Genomic DNA, 14,418 nt, shown 5'->3' on the forward strand with positions numbered 1-14,418 from the left:
AGGAGGCCCGTGGCCGCGATCCACAGATCGGTTCCGGCCCGCCGTCCGGTGACGCCCGGATCGCGACGATCGGGGCATGACAGAACCCACTGCTCCGACATCCGTCCAGGACCCGCTCCGGTCGCGGGCCGCCCGTCGCTTCGCGGCGGCGTGCACCGCGCTGACCGCCATCGCCGTCCTCGCGGCTCCGGCGATGCTGCCCACCGGCTCGAGTGCGGCTGCACTCGACTTCCCCTACGACAACCAGTTCACCAGCGCAGCCGGTGGGACCCTGAGCGGCGACGCTGCGATCGTCGACGACCGTCTCCGCCTGACCGACGACGTCCGGAACCAGGCCGGGGCGTGGTCGACGAACGACACGTTCCCGTCGGACACCGGGCTCGAGATCTCGTTCGACTACGCGATGCACACCGACGAGGACGACCCCGGCGCGGACGGCCTGCTGCTCTTCCTCGCGGACGGCGCCGCCACGCAGGGGGTCGGGGCGTTCGGCGCCGGCCTCGGGTACGCCTGCCGGAGCACGCGGACCGAGGGTGGCGGACGGGCGTGCGACCTGCCCGGGGTCCCGGGCGGGTTCGCCGCGATCGCGATCGACCACTACGGCAACTTCTCGTCGCAGATCAACGACTCGGGCCCGGGAGCGCAGGCCGACCACGTCGTGGTCCGCGGGTCCGGCAACGGGAACGACGGCTACCGCTACGTCGCGGGGGCTCCGGCTCCCGGCGGCACCGTGACGACCGGTTCGACGCCGCGCACGGTCCGCGTCACGCTGCTGCCGGGCGAGGACGGCGAGCTCACGCTGACGGTGCGGCTGCAGGTCGGTCAGGTGATGCGCACCGTGCTCGACGGGGTCCCGCTGCACGGCGACGGACAGGTGCCGATGCCGAGCACGCTGCGGCTCGGGTTCGCGGGCGCCACCGGCAGCCACGTGAACACGCACGAGATCGACGCCCTCCGGGTCCGGAAGCCGGCGGACCTGTCCGTGGAGCACGACCTGCCCGCGACCTCCGTCGCCGGCAGCCCCGTCCGCTACACCGTGACCGCACGGAACCCCGGTCCGAACGACGCCGAGCCGAGCCCACTGCGGGTGGACGTCCCCGAGGGCATCGAGGACGCCACCTGGACCTGCGCGCCGGCGGCGGGTTCGGGCTGCGCCGTCGCGTCAGGCGCGGGCGACGTCGAGACGGACCTCGCCCTGCCCCGCGGCGGATCAGCCGTCGTCACCGTCGAGGGGCGCATCGCCGACGGTGCCGAGGGGCCGCTCGAGAGCGTCGCGACCATCGCACCGCCGTCGTCGATGTCCGACACGAACGAGGCCGACAACACCTCGCGGGCGAGCACCACCGCCGTGACCGCCGTGGCCGCGGCGCACGTCGCGACGGACAAGTCCGTCTCACCCACGACCGTCGAGCCCGGCGACGAGGTCGTGTACACCGTGACCGCCCGGAACCGCGGACCAGCGGTCGCCCAGCAGGTCGGCGCGGTGGACGACCTGCCCGACGTGATGCGGTTCGTCGGGTCCGACGACGAATGCGTGGCCGAGGGGCAGCGGGTGACCTGCCGCTCCGAGGTCGCGCTCGCCGTGGGGGACACCCACGACTTCCGGCTCCGGGCCGTGCTCGACCCGGAGTACGGGGGCGACGGGTCCGACGTGGTGAACGTGGCCACGGCGACCTCCCCGACGGACCCGGATGGCGGCGACCCGTCGACCGAGGTCGCGATCGTCGTCGAGCAGGACGACCAGGGTCCCGCGCCGACTCCGTCCACGTCCCCGTCCCCCGGACCCGAGGGCGCCGAGGCATCGGTGCCGGATGCTCCCCGCGGTGACGACGGAGAGGGCGACCGGGGTCCCCGCGGCCCCGTCACCGACGCGGAGCCGCAGGCCGCACGGGGCGCCCTCGCCTACACCGGCGTCGAGGACCTCGGGCTGCTCGCCGCGCTCGCCGCGGTGGTCGTCGCGGCCGCCTCGACGTGCTGGTGGCTCGCTCGTCGGCGTGGACGGCGGTCGGTCGTGACGGACGACCAGCCACGGTCCTGATCCAGCGGTGGGGTGGCGTCGTCCCGGCGACGCCACCCCGGCCGGCATTCGAGCATCCTCAGTGCTGCGGACCCCCGGCGGTCGGTCGGCTGCCACCGCGGCGGTAGGATCGATCTCACGATCCGCATGCCTGAAAGAGGTCCCGTGTCCGACACCGTGGACGACGCCACCACCGTGAGCGAGGCGACCCAACGCGCGCGGTACTGGCCGATCCCGATCCTCCGGGCGGTGCCCGCCGCGGTCGTCGCGCTCGTCATCACCTTCTCGACGAACCACGCTGCCGGCTACGGCCTGCTGTTGTTCGCCGGCTTCGCGCTGGTCGAGGGGCTCGTGCTCCTGTGGGCCGGCGTCGCGCGGCTCCCGCTCGACGGTCGGTCCCGCCGCACCACGCTGCTGCAGGCCGTCATCACCCTGCTCGCCGCCATCGCCGGGTTCGCCGGCAACGGCCTCGGGCTGCCGGCGTTCATCTCGGTCATCGTCGCCTTCGCGGTGCTCACCGGTGCGCTCGAGCTGGCACAGGGTCTGCGGGCTCGTCGTCGTTCCCCCTTCGCGCGCGACTGGACCACGATCGGCGCGCTCACCCTGCTGCTCGCGATCGCGTTCCTCATCACCCCGCCGGACTACTCGCAGCAGCTCGGTGGTGTGGAGCAGGTCACCGGCACGCTGGACGCCTCGATCGTCCTGGTCGGCCTGCTCGGCGCCTACCTCGCCATCACGGCGGTCTTCCACGTGATCGCCGGCCTCTCGCACAAGTGGGGTACGGCCACGCCGGCCGTCGCCCCGGACGGAGCACCACACGCATGACCACCCCCAGCCGTCGTGACCGTCTGCGCCCGGTCGAGCTCCTCGGGATCTCCGCGATCATCGCGGTGTTCACCGGGCTCGTCGTGCTGTTCTCGACGCGGGAACTGCAGCTGGCCGTGATCTTCCTCGGCGTCGCGTTCATCGTCGTCGTCGTGGTGCTGGCGATGCTCCAGCTCGCGTCGACCAGTGACCAGGACGACAACGACATGCTCGGCGGGCACAAGACGCCCGGCGACGGCGAGGGCGACGACTTCCACTGATCCACGGCGGGCGCCGCCGATCGCACCGCGGTCAGGGACACGCCCGGGATCACGTTTCCGCCACGGTCCTGTCAGGATCGCGCGTCCTGCCGACACCTCTGGGTGAAGGAGGTGGGATGTGGACGTGACGACCGACACGGACGAGGCGCTCGTCCGCGCGATCGCGCAGGGGGACACCGGTGCGCTCGCACGGGTGTTCGACCGCTACGCCGCCACGCTCACCCGGTACGCCTGGGCACTCGTCGACGACCGGTCGGACGTCGAGGAGATCGTGCAGGACACGTTCCTGACGCTCTGGCAGCGGGCGGTGGCGCTCGAGCTCCCGGGCGACACCGTGCTGCCCTGGCTGCTCGTCGTCTGCCGGAACCACGCGTTCAACACCGGGCGCAAGCAGGCCCGTCGGCGCGCGGACGAGCTGCCCGAACACCTCTCGTCGCCGGCCGAGCACGACGAGGCCCGCGGGACCCTGCGCTGGGTCCGGGCCGAGATAGCCGCGCTCCCCGACGTCGACCGCCGCATCTGCGAGCTCTGCCTGCTCGAGGGGCGCTCCTACGCCGAGGCCGCCGAGCTGCTGGGCCTCAGCGTCGGGGCGGTCACCCAGCGCGTCTCGCGCAACCGACGCCGACTCAAGAAGGTGGTGATGCACGATGAACACTGAGCCTCCCGAGGGAGACGACCTGCAGCGCATGCTCGTCTCGATGAAGCAGCACGTCCTCGAACGTGCCACCCCGCGCCCGAAGCGCCGTCGTGGTCGGTCCGGTGTGGTCATCGGCGTCGTCGCGCTGCTCGCCGTCGGTACCGCCACCGGAGCCGTCGCGCTGACGCTCTCGCAGCAGGACACCCCGGTCGCCGCGCCCACCCAGACGCAGGCGCCCGAGCCCTCGCCGACGGCCACCACCCCGAGTTCCGCACCGATCACCGGCACGCCCCGCCCCACCGCGACGTCGACGCCCCTGAACACCACCGCCACGATCCCGACGGACTGCCGCGCGGTCGTGCCGGCGTCGGAGTACTCCCGGTTCTTCGGGGACATCACCGCGATCGAGCAGGACATCGACGGCTCGAGTGACGGTGGCGACGGCACCGCCGCCACCGGACTCAGCTGTGAATGGCTGGCGCCGGGTGCGGACGGTGGGGCGCTGTACGTCACGGTCTCCACCACGACCGCAGAGCAGGCCCGGAACCAGGTCGACACGTTCGGTGACGAGGCCGGCGGCACCTGCACCGAGCGTCCGGACGGCACACTGTGCCAGCTCCGAGCGACCCTCGACGGCGGTGTCGCCAAGGCGTACACCCTGTACGTCCGCGGCGACAGCTCCGTCGTCGTCGACCAGATCGGCTTCCCGACCGACAACCTGCTGGGTGCGGTCGTCGGGGAGGTGTGGGGGACTGACGGCCAGGAGGCTCGTGGCGGACCCACCCCGCGCCTCCTGTCCGTCGGTGGGGTCCACCCACCGGCGCCGCGTCAGACGACGCGCGCGGCCACGATGTCGTGCGCCAGCGTCCGGACAGCACGGTTCGGCTCCGGACTCGTGCGGATCGCCAGGCCGATGCGGAGTGGTTCGACCGCGTCCTCGAGCTCGAGGACCGCGCCGTCGTGCCGCACTCCGGAGTCCGGCACGACCCCGACCCCCAGCCCCGCCGAGGCGAACCGGATGACGGCGGGCATGTCGTTCATCTCGGCGACGATCCGCCGTCGGATCCCGAGCCGCTCGAGTGCGCCGTCCAGGATGATCCGGTTGCCGAACCCGTGCGCGGTGTCGACGAAGGGTTCGTCCGCGAGGTCGGCGAGCGACACCGAGCTGCGCCCGGCCAACGGGTGGTCCGACGCCGTGAAGACGCGGAACGGCATCTCGCGCAGCGGTTCGACCACGACTCCGGCCGGCACCGTCGGCAGCCCCGTGTACGCGAGGTCGAGCCGCCCGGCGACGAGGTCCTGCACGAGTCCGGTCGTGCCGGACGGCGAGGTCATGAGCTCCACGGTGACGAGTGGGTGCCGCCGCCGGAACCGCTGCAGCACGCCGGTCAGGTCGACGATGTCCATGCTCGTGAAGATGCCGAGCCGCACCCGTCCGCGCAGATCGGCGTCGTCCACGGTCGCCAGGTCGCGCATCCGGTCGAGCGACTCGAGCACGGCGCGGGCGTGCGGGAGCAGGTCCTCGCCGGCGGTCGTGAGGACGAGCTGCCGGCCGGTGCGGTCGAACAGCCGCACGCCGAAGGTCCGCTCGAGCGAGGCGATCCCCGCCGACACCGTGGACTGCGCCGCCCAGAGCCGTTCGGCCGCGCGGGTCACACTGCCCTCGGTGGCGACGGTCACGAACTGTTCGAGCAGGCGGGTCTCCATCCCCCATCATCGATCCGATCGATGGACGGCATCAAGAGCATCCGTTGGACTCGATGCACGGTGCGCGCGATCATCGGAGCATGTCAACCGTGACCGGCACCCCGACGGGCGCGCTCCCCGCCACCGCAACCGCTTCCGCGAGCGACCGCGTCCCAGCACCGCGCGGACGTCGTGCGCACACCCGTCGGCGCCACGGCTTCGGCTTCTGGGCCGTCGCCTTCGCCTTTCTGTCGGTGATGGCCTTCGCGACCGTCCCCGCGCCGCTGTACGTCATCTACCAGGCACGGGACGGCTTCCCGACGTTCACCACCACGATCATCTTCGCCGCGTACGGCGTCGGGGTCGTCGGGTCCCTGTACCTGGCCGGACACCTCAGCGACGTGCACGGGCGGAAGCCGCTCATCTTCGTGTCGATCGCGCTCGAGCTCGTCGCCGCCGTGCTGTTCCTGGTCTGGAACGACGTCACCGGTCTCATCGTCGCGCGACTCGTGACCGGCCTCGGCGTCGGGACGCTCACCGCCACGGCGACCGCCCACCTCGGTGAGCTGCGGGTCCGCGCGACCGGTTCGTCCGACTCGGCGAAGGGCGCGAGCGTCGCCGCCGGTGCCGTGAACCTCGGCGGGCTGTCGCTCGGTGCCCTCGTCGGGGGTGCGCTCGCCGAGTTCGTCGGAGCGCCGCTCATGGTGCCGTACGTCGTGTTCGTCGTCGCACTGGCCGTGGCCTTCGTGCTCGTCCTCGTCGTGCCGGAGACCGTGGCCCGCCCCGAGACCCGCGTGGCCTACCGCCCGCAGCGCATGCAGGCACCGGAGGGCAAGGCCGCCGCGTTCTGGGCAGCCGGTGCCGCAGCGTTCGCGGCCCTCGCGGTCCAGGGGCTCTTCACCTCGGTCGCCCCGACGTTCCTCGGCACCACCTTCCACGTCACCGACCGGCTGGCGGCCGGTGCGACGACCTTCGGGGTGTTCGCCGCGAGTGCCGTCTCGCAGATCGTGTTCGCCCGACTCACGCAGCGCACGCAGATCCGGCTCGGCATGGTGCTCCTGGTCGGCGGCCTGGCGGTGCTCGCCGTCGCCGCGGTCCTGCTGCAGGTCGCCGGCTTCATCGGCGGTGGCGTCGTGGCAGGAGCCGGGGTCGGGCTGCTCTTCCGGGCCAGCATCGCGAGCGCCGGAGCCCTGGTCGGACCCGAGCGTCGGGGCGGGGTGCTCGCCGCCACGTTCCTCATCGCCTACGCCGGGCTGACGGTGCCGGTCGTGGCCGTCGGGGCGGCGCTCCTGGTGATCCCGACCCTGCCCGTCCTGATCGGGTACGTGGTGCTCGTCGCCGTCCTGGCCGTCATCGCCGGCACCCGACTGGCCGCGCGCGCCTGACGCGGGGCGGGCCTCCCGTCCGCTCGTCGCATCCCGGACCACGGTTCCGTCGTCCGGGTCGCGCGCCCGGCATACTGGGCGCGTGCCCCAGAACCGCAACCGTCGCGTGATCACGGGGATCGCGGCCGTGGTGGCCGCCGGTCTCCTCGCCGGCGGGCTGTTCCTGACGGCGCGGCAGGGCGCGGACGACCCGACCATCGGTGCCGGATCGACTTCCGGGACGCCGAGCGACGCGCCGACCGCGTCCGACGACGGCACCGTCACGATCACCCGCACCGGGCCGGACCTGCCCGGCGACACCACCCTGGCGCGGTGCGACTCCACGACCCAGGCGGCCGTCGCGCAGTACGACACCGCGGCGCTCGGCCGGGTCACCCTGCAGTGCGGCACGTCGGCACAGGGCTACGAGCACATCCGGCAGCGGCACACCGCCGACTGGCAGGAGGTCGTCGCGGGCCACGGTTCCCGCGACTGGGACGACGCGATGCTCACGGCCGTGCAGACGGCGCTGGTGTCGCCGCGAGCAGGGTTCCCGGTCGACGCCGGTGACGGCAAGGTCTGCTACGCGGCACCGGTGCGGTTCGACGACGGGTCGCGTCCCGATGCAGACCCGTTCGTGAAGGTCATCGTCTCCGCCACCACCGACCGTGTCATCACGGCGTACCCGACGCGCACCGACGACTGCTGACGCGGGCACGGCGGGCACCGACCCCGAACGACACTTTCGATGTCGTACGACGTCGAGGATGTCGTCTCGGGGCACCGGCAACAGTGCGCGCGTGCAACGAACGACGAAGCCGATGTCGTACGACGTCGACGAAGTCGTTCCGCGTCGACAGGTGCGGCGGGCCAGCCGCCAGCGACGCACCCTACGCGTGCACCTCGTGCTCGTGCCGCCGGTGCGACGCAGGCTCCAGCTGGAAGGTCGAGTGCTCAACGGGCACGTCGAAGTGCTCCGCCACGCACTGCTGCAGCTCGTCGAGGATCCGCGGAGCGTGCGCCGTCGAGAAGCACTCGTCGTCCACCACCACGTGCGCGGTCAGGTTCGGGACGCCCGTCGCCACCAGGGTCGCGTGCAGGTCGTGCACCGCGATGACGTGGTCGAGCTCGAGGATGTGTCCCCGCACGTCGTCGAGGTCGAGCCCCGGCGGCGTGGACTCGAGCAGCACGTTCGCGGTCTCGCGCAGCAGCCGGATCGCCCGCGGCAGGATGAGCAGGCCGATGAGGATCGCGGCGACCGAGTCCGCACGCTCCCACCCGGTCAGCATGAGCACGATCGCGGCGACGATGACGGCGACCGAACCGAGGGTGTCGTTGAGGACCTCGAGCCGGGCGGCGCGCGAGGTGAAGCCCTCGCCCGAGGCCCGCAGCAGCACCCCGTAGGCCACCAGGTTGCCGACGAGTCCGATGATGCCGAACACGAGGAGCGGCCCGGAGTGGATCTCGGCGGGCACGAACAGCCGTTGGATCGCGGAGATGATCACGAAGACGCCGACTGCGAGCAGGATCGCCGCCTGGGCCGTGGCACCGAGCACCTCGGCACGTTGGAAGCCCCACGTGCGCTGTGTCGTCGGACTGCGGCGGGCGAGCCGCGTCGCGACGAGTCCGATGCCGAGCCCGCCGGTGTCGACGACCATGTGCCCGGCGTCGACCAGCAGCGCGAGGGAGCCCGTGACGACGGCACCGACGACCTCGGCCAGCAGGATCGTCGCCGAGATGCAGAACGCGATGAGCAGTGCGCGCTCGGACGCGTGCCCGTGCGAGTGCCCTGCTCCGTGGTCGTGACCCATGTGCCACATCGTAGGGATGCGCACCGACGACATGCCAGGATCGGGACGTGACCCGGTCGCCCTACGAGCTGTCCACACCATCCGACGTGCTGGCCCGGTTGCACCCGCGGCTGACGGCGTACTTCGGCGCGATCCCGCCCGGCCACGTCGGCCGCGGTGCAGGGGTGTTCGACGTCGTCGGCACACCGCGCCGGTGGCTGTGGCCGCTGCTCGCCTGGTTCGCCCGCGATTCCGTCATGTTCCCGGTCTGGGAACGGGACGTCCCGTTCACGGTCGAGAACCGCCCGGCACACGTCCGTCGCGGGCGTGCCGGACGGGAGGCCCGCCCCGCGGTCCGTGCGCACCGCACGTTCCGGTTCCGCTCCGGCAGCCGCACGATGGTGGACGCCATCACGGCCGAACCGGACGGCCTGGTCGACCACCTCGGTCGCCACGGGCGCGTCAGCGCCCGGCTCCGGGCGGAGGTCGACGCGCACGGGCCGGATGCGGGCGCCCTGCGCCTGGTCTCCACGCGCGTGACGTTCCGTGCGCTGGGACGCGAGGTGCGCCTCCCCGCCCGGATCGCACCGCGGGTGCTGCTCACAGAACGATTCGATGACGAAGCCGACCTGCAGCGCGTGTCCCTGGTGCTCTCGGCACCGGTGCTCGGCACGCTGTACCGGTACGAGGGGGCGTTCCGGTACGAGATCGCGCCGGACACAGAACGGGGATGAGATGAGCGAGCAGAAGGGCCGCGTCGTGATCGCGGGCGCGAGCGGGTTCGTGGGGCAGTACCTGCGGGACGCCTTCACCGAAGAGGGCTACCAGGTCGTCACGGTCGGCCGGACGGGCGACGCGGTGTGGGGCAACACCCTGCGCATCCGCGAGCTCGTCGACGGTGCAGCCCTCGTCGTGAACATGGCGGGCAAGAGCGTGAACTGCCGGTACGGCCGACGCAACCGCGCCGAGATCATGCGCTCCCGGGTGGACACCACGCTCGAGCTCGCCGAGGCGATCCGCACCGCCGAGCACCCGCCGCCGCTGTGGCTGAACGCCTCGACCGCGACGATCTACCGGCACGCCGACGACCGCCCACAGGACGAACTGACCGGCGAGCTCGGCGAGGGCTTCTCGGTCTCCGTGGCGCGCGCGTGGGAAGACGCGTTCTTCGGCGCCGACCTGCCGTCGACCCGTCGGGTGGCACTCCGGATGGCGATCGTGTTCGGCGACGGCAGCGCGCTCGTGCCGCTCCTCCGGCTGGCGCAGACGGGCCTCGGTGGGCCGCAGCACGACGGCGCCTGGGTGCCGACGCGTTCTCGGCTGCGGGCGGGGACGTACCACCACCACCGACCGACCCGCGGTCGACAGCGGTTCAGCTGGGTGCACATCGCCGACGTCCTCGGCTCGATCCGGTTCGTCCGCGACCACCCGGAGCTCGAGGGGCCGGTGAACGTGTCGAGCCCGAACCCGTCCGACAACCGCACCGTGATGGCGACGATCCGCGATGCCGTGGGGCGCCGGTTCGGACTGCCGACGCCGCGGTGGATGCTCGAGGTCGGTTCCTTCGCCATCCGCACCGAGACCGAACTGGTGCTCAAGAGCCGATGGGTGGTGCCGACGCGGTTGACCCAGGCGGGTTACGAGTTCCGGTACCCGCACCTGCGCGGTGCGCTCGCCGGGATCATCGCGGAGCGTCGCCAGCACCGGGGCTGAGTACCGGCACCGGGATCCCGTCGACCGGCGTCGGCACCGGGACCCCGGAAGGCGACGAGTGCGACGGACCCGACGCGCGTGCCGGTCGCGACGACCACAGCACCGCCCCGACCACGACGGCGCCGGCGAGCACCTCGACCAGGTCGGGCACCTCGCCGAAGGCCGCCCACGACGCGAGCACGCCGACGACCGGCACGAGCATCGAGAACGGGGCGACCGTGCTCGACGGGTAGGTCGCCATCAGCCGCGACCAGATGCCGTAGCCGACCAGGGTCGCGACCAGCACGATGTAGAGCAGGCCGAGGTCGGCCGGCAGGGCCTCGGCGGTGAAGGCCGTGCCGAGTGCGGTGCCGATGCGGTCCGGCCCCTCGACCACGAACGACAGCACTGCCATCGGGATCGGCGGCACGACCGACCACCAGAGCGTCAGGTGCAGCGGGTTCGCGGCTCCTGCTCGCCGGGTCGCGACGTTGCCGATCGCCCACCCGAGGGCGCCGCACAGCGCCAGCACCACCGGCAGCAGGGCCGCCGTCTGTGACCGGTGCAGGGCGATCAGACCGAGGGCTGCGACCGCGATCGTCACGCCGATGACCTGACGGCCGGTGAGTCGTTCGCGCAGGAACACCCCAGCGAGCACGACCGTGAACGGCGCCGAGGCCTGCAGTACGAGCGAGGCGAGCCCGGACGGCATCCCCGACGCCATGCTCAGGTACAGGAACGAGAACTGCAGCACGCCGAGCCCGAACCCGACGAGCAGCAGTCGCCCGAACGGGATCTTCGGCCGCGGCACGAACAGCAGCGTCGGGACCGCCAGGATCGTGAACCGCAGAGCCGCGAGCAGGAACGGCGGGAAGTGCTCGAGGGCGAGCGCTGTCGCGGGGAAGTTCAGGCCCCAGACGACGGCGACGACGAGGGCGAGGAGGCGGTCACGGGCGGTCATGGTCCGATCGTGGTGGCTCGGAACGTGTAGGACCAGCGAATTGTTCGCAACCGACGTTGTAGCCTCCCTGCATGGTCGACTTCGACGTGCACCTGCTCGCCGTCCTCCGCGAGCTCGCCGAACGCGGCAGCGTCACCGCCGTCGCCGAGGCCACGCACCGCACCCCCAGCGCGGTGTCGCAGCAACTGCAGACGCTGCAGCGGCAGGTGGGCGTCCCGCTCGTCGAGCGCGTGGGACGCGGCGTCCGGCTCACCGCCCACGGCGAGGTGCTGGCCGGACTGTCGACCGGCGTCGCCACGGCGATCGCCCGGGTCGACGCCGCGTGGCAGGAGCACCTGGGCGGCGCGACGGGCCGCGTCGACCTCGCGATCTTCCCGTCGGCGGCCGAACTGCTGCTGCCCGGAGTCCTCACCCGGATGCGCGCGCACCCCGGCATCGAGCTGGCCCTCGTCGACGTGGACGTCAGCGAGGGGAGTTCGCACCCTCGCCGCCGACCACGACATCGTCGTCGGACACCGGTCGGACGGGGTGCGGCCGGCGGACCAGGGATCGGTGGAGACGGTCCCGCTCCTGCGTGAACCGCTCGACGTGGCCCTGCCGCCGGGGCACCGGCTCGCCGGTCGTCAGCGCGTCGGGATCGACGAGGTCGTCGGCGAGACCTGGATCGGCGTGCCGGAGGGGTACCCGATCGACCGGGTCCTGCAGGCGATGGCAGCGGCGTCGGACGCACCGCCGAGCGTCGCCTTCCGGACGATCCACCTGCCCGTCATCGAGAACCTGGTCGCCGCGGGCCACGGCGTCGCGCTCGTGCCGCGCTACACCTCGGGTACCCGGGCGTCCGGCCGGTTCCACCTGGCCGAGCTGGCCGACGTGCGCGCGGGGCGCCGGATCGAGGCGCTGGTTCGCCCCGACCGTGCGGTCCGGCCCGTGGTGCGCACCGTCCTGGAGGCGCTGGTCGCCGAGGCCCTGGACGTCACCACCTGAGACGGTCGTGCCCACTGCCGGGCGCACGCCGTGCCTCCCGGCCGCGTGGGCGCTGCGGCAGACCCGCTTCGTGAGCAGAAGCGGTCGGGTCCCGCGCCGCGACTCGACCTCTTCTGCTCACTCGGTGGGCGCCAGGGGCGTCAGCGCACCTGGATCGGGGTGCCGAGCGGCAGGAGCTCCGCGAGCGCGGTGATGTCGGCGTTGTGCATGCGGATGCAGCCGTGCGAGGCAGCGGTGCCGATGCTCGAGGTGTCGTCGGTGCCGTGCAGCCCGATCTGTCCCGGGCCACCACCGAAGGAGTTCAGCACGTCCGAGAACGCGGTCGTACCGTAGGCGTACGGGCCGTACCCGGCGTTCGTCGGCGCCAGCAGCTCGGTCAGGGCGAAGCGGCCCGTCGGCGTCGGCGTCCCGCCGGTACCGGTCGCGACGGGGTAGGAGTCCACGACCTTGCCGGCCTTGTACAGGTCGAGGGTGTTCTCCGCGCGGGTGACGACGATCGCGTACGGGTCCTCGGAGAGGGTGACAGCGCCCGTCCGTACCCAGCCGAGGCTGCCGTTCGGACGCTGCGGGAGCTGCACCCGGACCCAGCCGTCCTGTCGGTCGACCACGCGGAAGACCAGTGGTGCGCCGGACTGCTGCGGGTTCGACAGGGTCTGGCCGGACGCCCCGCCGGCGGTCGCGCTCACGGGAACCGAGTCGCCGCGGACGGCGGCGACGGTGGTGCTGACGGGGGCGTCGACCGCGTGCACCGGGCTCGTCGAGGGAGTCGCCGTCGGCGTCGGCGTCGCACTGGGCGTCGGGGACGCGGCGACGGACCGCGTGGGTGCCGGTGTGGGCGTCGCCGACAGGGGGCCGAGGGCGACGAACGCCACAGCCCCGGCACAGACGACGGCCACGGCGGCGGCGATCAGTGTCGCGCGCCGCCGTGGCTCGGTCGGGAGGATCGGCAAGATCAGCCCGTGAAGGACGCCGTTCCGGGCACCGGCACGGCGACCGGCGCGACGGCCGGGCCGGCCGGGTCGGCGATGAAGGTCGCCGCCGCCGAGGCGGTCTGGCCGGAGGACGTGCCGACCAGGGTCGCCGTGAACGCGCCGGCGGTCGCGACGCCCTCGGGCAGTGCGACGACCACGACGACGTCGCCGTCCTGGTCGGCCACGGAGGCGTTGGTGGCGACCGCGTACGTCTCGCCGCCCTGGGTGATCGTCGCCTGCACGCCCTCGGCGGGCGCGAACCCGCTGCCGACGACCTGGAACCCGGAGACCGACTGCGACACGCGGGTGTCCTCGACGCTCGTCACCGCGGTGGGCTGCGGCGTGAAGTACGTCGTGGTGTCGTCGACGCGCAGCGCGGAGACCGAACCGGAGGCATCGGCCGCGAGGGCCTGCGCCGTGGACTCGAGCGGCGCGGAGAGGTCGAGCGGGCCGCCCGGCGCGACGGTCGGGTCCGTCGGCGCGACGGTCGGTGCCGGGCTCTCGGTGGTCGGTGCGGTCGGCTCGTCCGTCGGGCCGGGTGCGGGGATGCCGGTCGAGGCGTCGAGACCGACGTACACGATGTACCCGACGACCTGGGCGCCGGCGTCGGAGAGGTCCGTCGCGAGCTCGCTCGTCGACTCGGTCGTCCCGGTGGCGGGGTCGATCCACTCGGTGGACGCGCCGCTCAGGCCGGCGTCGCCGTCGCCCGCGGCGAAGACCACGGTCTGGTCGGAGCTGTCGGCGGTCGACTGGATCGCGAGTGCGAAGCTCGTCGCGCCGGTCGTCGTCGCGCTGGCGCCGGAGACGAGTGCGCCGAGCCCACTCGGGGCGACCGGCTTGGTGAGCCCGCGGATGATGCCCACTGCTTCGCCCGCGGACACGGACAGGCCGTCGGCGTCGATCGTGGCGTGGTCGGTGATGCTGCCACCCGCGGTCGGGTCCCCGAGGGACGCCCAGTACCACTGGTCGGTCAGGGGGACCGCGGTCTCCGGCGCCGCCGTGAAGTCGGCGGCCGAGTCGGTCCAGGTGACGTTCGGCGACGCCGAGGTCGTCGGAACCGTGGCGGTCGAGACGGTGGGGACGAGCGCGGCGGTGACGCCGAGCACGGTGACGCCGACGGCGGCCGCGGCGATACGGGAACGAAGCACGGTGTGGAGGTCCATCCGGTGAAGAGGACAGGGTTCGTCCACTGCGACGCCCCCCGTGCTGAGACGACGCTCAGCACGATCAA

General features: G+C 72.9%; 15 protein-coding genes. 10 read left to right on the top strand and 5 right to left on the bottom strand.

All coding sequences use genetic code 11. The annotated features are described in order from the left end of the window. Positions 1-76: 76 nt before the first annotated feature. The 4 genes from JN350_RS04555 (at position 77) to JN350_RS04570 (ending at position 3,760) form a co-directional block, all read left to right on the top strand. Entirely contained in the window at positions 77-2,038 is a 1,962-nt protein-coding gene (locus JN350_RS04555) for a lectin-like domain-containing protein (protein WP_205463692.1), read from the top strand. A 144-nt stretch (positions 2,039-2,182) separates the two neighbouring features. After that, positions 2,183-2,842, top strand: a complete 660-nt coding sequence (locus tag JN350_RS04560) for a DUF308 domain-containing protein (RefSeq protein ID WP_240347550.1) — start codon at positions 2,183-2,185, stop codon at positions 2,840-2,842. Next, on the top strand, positions 2,839-3,102 hold the full coding sequence (locus JN350_RS04565; protein WP_111086912.1) for a hypothetical protein: 264 nt from the start codon (positions 2,839-2,841) through the stop codon (positions 3,100-3,102). Before JN350_RS04560 ends, JN350_RS04565 begins: the two co-directional genes overlap by 4 nt. Before the next feature lie 124 nt (positions 3,103-3,226). Then, positions 3,227-3,760, top strand: coding sequence for a sigma-70 family RNA polymerase sigma factor (locus JN350_RS04570; RefSeq protein ID WP_240347551.1), 534 nt, complete (start codon positions 3,227-3,229; stop codon positions 3,758-3,760). 807 nt (positions 3,761-4,567) lie between these two features. Here JN350_RS04570 and JN350_RS04575 read toward each other — a convergent pair. Next, a complete protein-coding gene (locus tag JN350_RS04575; RefSeq protein WP_205463695.1) occupies positions 4,568-5,446 on the bottom strand; it encodes a LysR family transcriptional regulator in 879 nt (292 codons plus the stop codon). 80 nt (positions 5,447-5,526) lie between these two features. Here JN350_RS04575 and JN350_RS04580 point away from each other — a divergent pair, with 80 nt between their 5' ends. Continuing rightward, complete coding sequence (locus tag JN350_RS04580; RefSeq protein WP_205463696.1) at positions 5,527-6,810, top strand: MFS transporter; 1,284 nt, start codon at positions 5,527-5,529, stop codon at positions 6,808-6,810. Between the two features lie 82 nt (positions 6,811-6,892). Further along, positions 6,893-7,498 carry a hypothetical protein gene (locus JN350_RS04585; RefSeq protein WP_205463697.1) on the top strand — a complete coding sequence of 202 codons (606 nt, stop codon included), beginning with the start codon at positions 6,893-6,895 and terminating at the stop codon, positions 7,496-7,498. Between the two features lie 181 nt (positions 7,499-7,679). On the opposite strand, the gene JN350_RS04590 is transcribed toward JN350_RS04585, so the two are convergent. Continuing rightward, complete coding sequence (locus tag JN350_RS04590) at positions 7,680-8,600, bottom strand: cation diffusion facilitator family transporter (protein WP_205463698.1); 921 nt, start codon at positions 8,598-8,600, stop codon at positions 7,680-7,682. Positions 8,601-8,647: 47 nt separating this feature from the next. Here JN350_RS04590 and JN350_RS04595 point away from each other — a divergent pair, with 47 nt between their 5' ends. Both JN350_RS04595 and JN350_RS04600 read left to right on the top strand, forming a co-directional pair. Then, a complete protein-coding gene (locus JN350_RS04595; protein ID WP_205463699.1) occupies positions 8,648-9,313 on the top strand; it encodes a DUF4166 domain-containing protein in 666 nt (221 codons plus the stop codon). Position 9,314: 1 nt separating this feature from the next. Further along, positions 9,315-10,292, top strand: a complete 978-nt coding sequence (locus tag JN350_RS04600; protein WP_205463700.1) for an epimerase — start codon at positions 9,315-9,317, stop codon at positions 10,290-10,292. Here JN350_RS04600 and JN350_RS04605 read toward each other — a convergent pair. Then, positions 10,261-11,232, bottom strand: a complete 972-nt coding sequence (locus JN350_RS04605; RefSeq protein ID WP_205463701.1) for an EamA family transporter — start codon at positions 11,230-11,232, stop codon at positions 10,261-10,263. The genes JN350_RS04600 and JN350_RS04605 overlap by 32 nt on opposite strands. Positions 11,233-11,303: 71 nt before the next feature. Between JN350_RS04605 and JN350_RS19025 the strand changes: the two genes are divergently transcribed. Together JN350_RS19025 and JN350_RS19030 are read left to right on the top strand one after the other, a co-directional pair. Further along, positions 11,304-11,810, top strand: coding sequence for a LysR family transcriptional regulator (locus tag JN350_RS19025; protein WP_240347552.1), 507 nt, complete (start codon positions 11,304-11,306; stop codon positions 11,808-11,810). Next, the gene (locus JN350_RS19030; protein ID WP_461963811.1) at positions 11,761-12,216 is read left to right on the top strand and encodes a LysR family transcriptional regulator substrate-binding protein; all 456 of its coding nucleotides are present in this window, start codon (positions 11,761-11,763) and stop codon (positions 12,214-12,216) included. The genes JN350_RS19025 and JN350_RS19030 overlap by 50 nt, the downstream gene beginning before the upstream one ends. 140 nt (positions 12,217-12,356) lie before the next feature. Here the strand turns inward: JN350_RS19030 and JN350_RS04615 are convergent, their stop codons facing one another. Further along, positions 12,357-13,166 carry a L,D-transpeptidase gene (locus JN350_RS04615; protein WP_240347554.1) on the bottom strand — a complete coding sequence of 270 codons (810 nt, stop codon included), beginning with the start codon at positions 13,164-13,166 and terminating at the stop codon, positions 12,357-12,359. Positions 13,167-13,168: 2 nt separating this feature from the next. Then, positions 13,169-14,335 carry a hypothetical protein gene (locus JN350_RS04620; protein ID WP_155896757.1) on the bottom strand — a complete coding sequence of 389 codons (1,167 nt, stop codon included), beginning with the start codon at positions 14,333-14,335 and terminating at the stop codon, positions 13,169-13,171. Between the last annotated feature and the right edge of the window lie 83 nt (positions 14,336-14,418).

It is taken from the genome of Curtobacterium sp. 24E2, assembly GCF_016925595.1.
Taxonomy (GTDB): Bacteria; Actinomycetota; Actinomycetes; order Actinomycetales; family Microbacteriaceae; genus Curtobacterium.

Coding starts and splice junctions, on each gene's coding strand:
- JN350_RS04580 (WP_205463696.1), top strand. CDS start 5,527: ATGTCAACCGTGACCGGCACCCCGACGGGCGCGCTCCCCGCCACCGCA.
- JN350_RS04555 (WP_205463692.1), top strand. CDS start 77: ATGACAGAACCCACTGCTCCGACATCCGTCCAGGACCCGCTCCGGTCG.
- JN350_RS04590 (WP_205463698.1), bottom strand. CDS start 8,600: ATGGGTCACGACCACGGAGCAGGGCACTCGCACGGGCACGCGTCCGAG.
- JN350_RS04565 (WP_111086912.1), top strand. CDS start 2,839: ATGACCACCCCCAGCCGTCGTGACCGTCTGCGCCCGGTCGAGCTCCTC.
- JN350_RS04575 (WP_205463695.1), bottom strand. CDS start 5,446: ATGGAGACCCGCCTGCTCGAACAGTTCGTGACCGTCGCCACCGAGGGC.
- JN350_RS04600 (WP_205463700.1), top strand. CDS start 9,315: ATGAGCGAGCAGAAGGGCCGCGTCGTGATCGCGGGCGCGAGCGGGTTC.
- JN350_RS04605 (WP_205463701.1), bottom strand. CDS start 11,232: ATGACCGCCCGTGACCGCCTCCTCGCCCTCGTCGTCGCCGTCGTCTGG.
- JN350_RS19025 (WP_240347552.1), top strand. CDS start 11,304: ATGGTCGACTTCGACGTGCACCTGCTCGCCGTCCTCCGCGAGCTCGCC.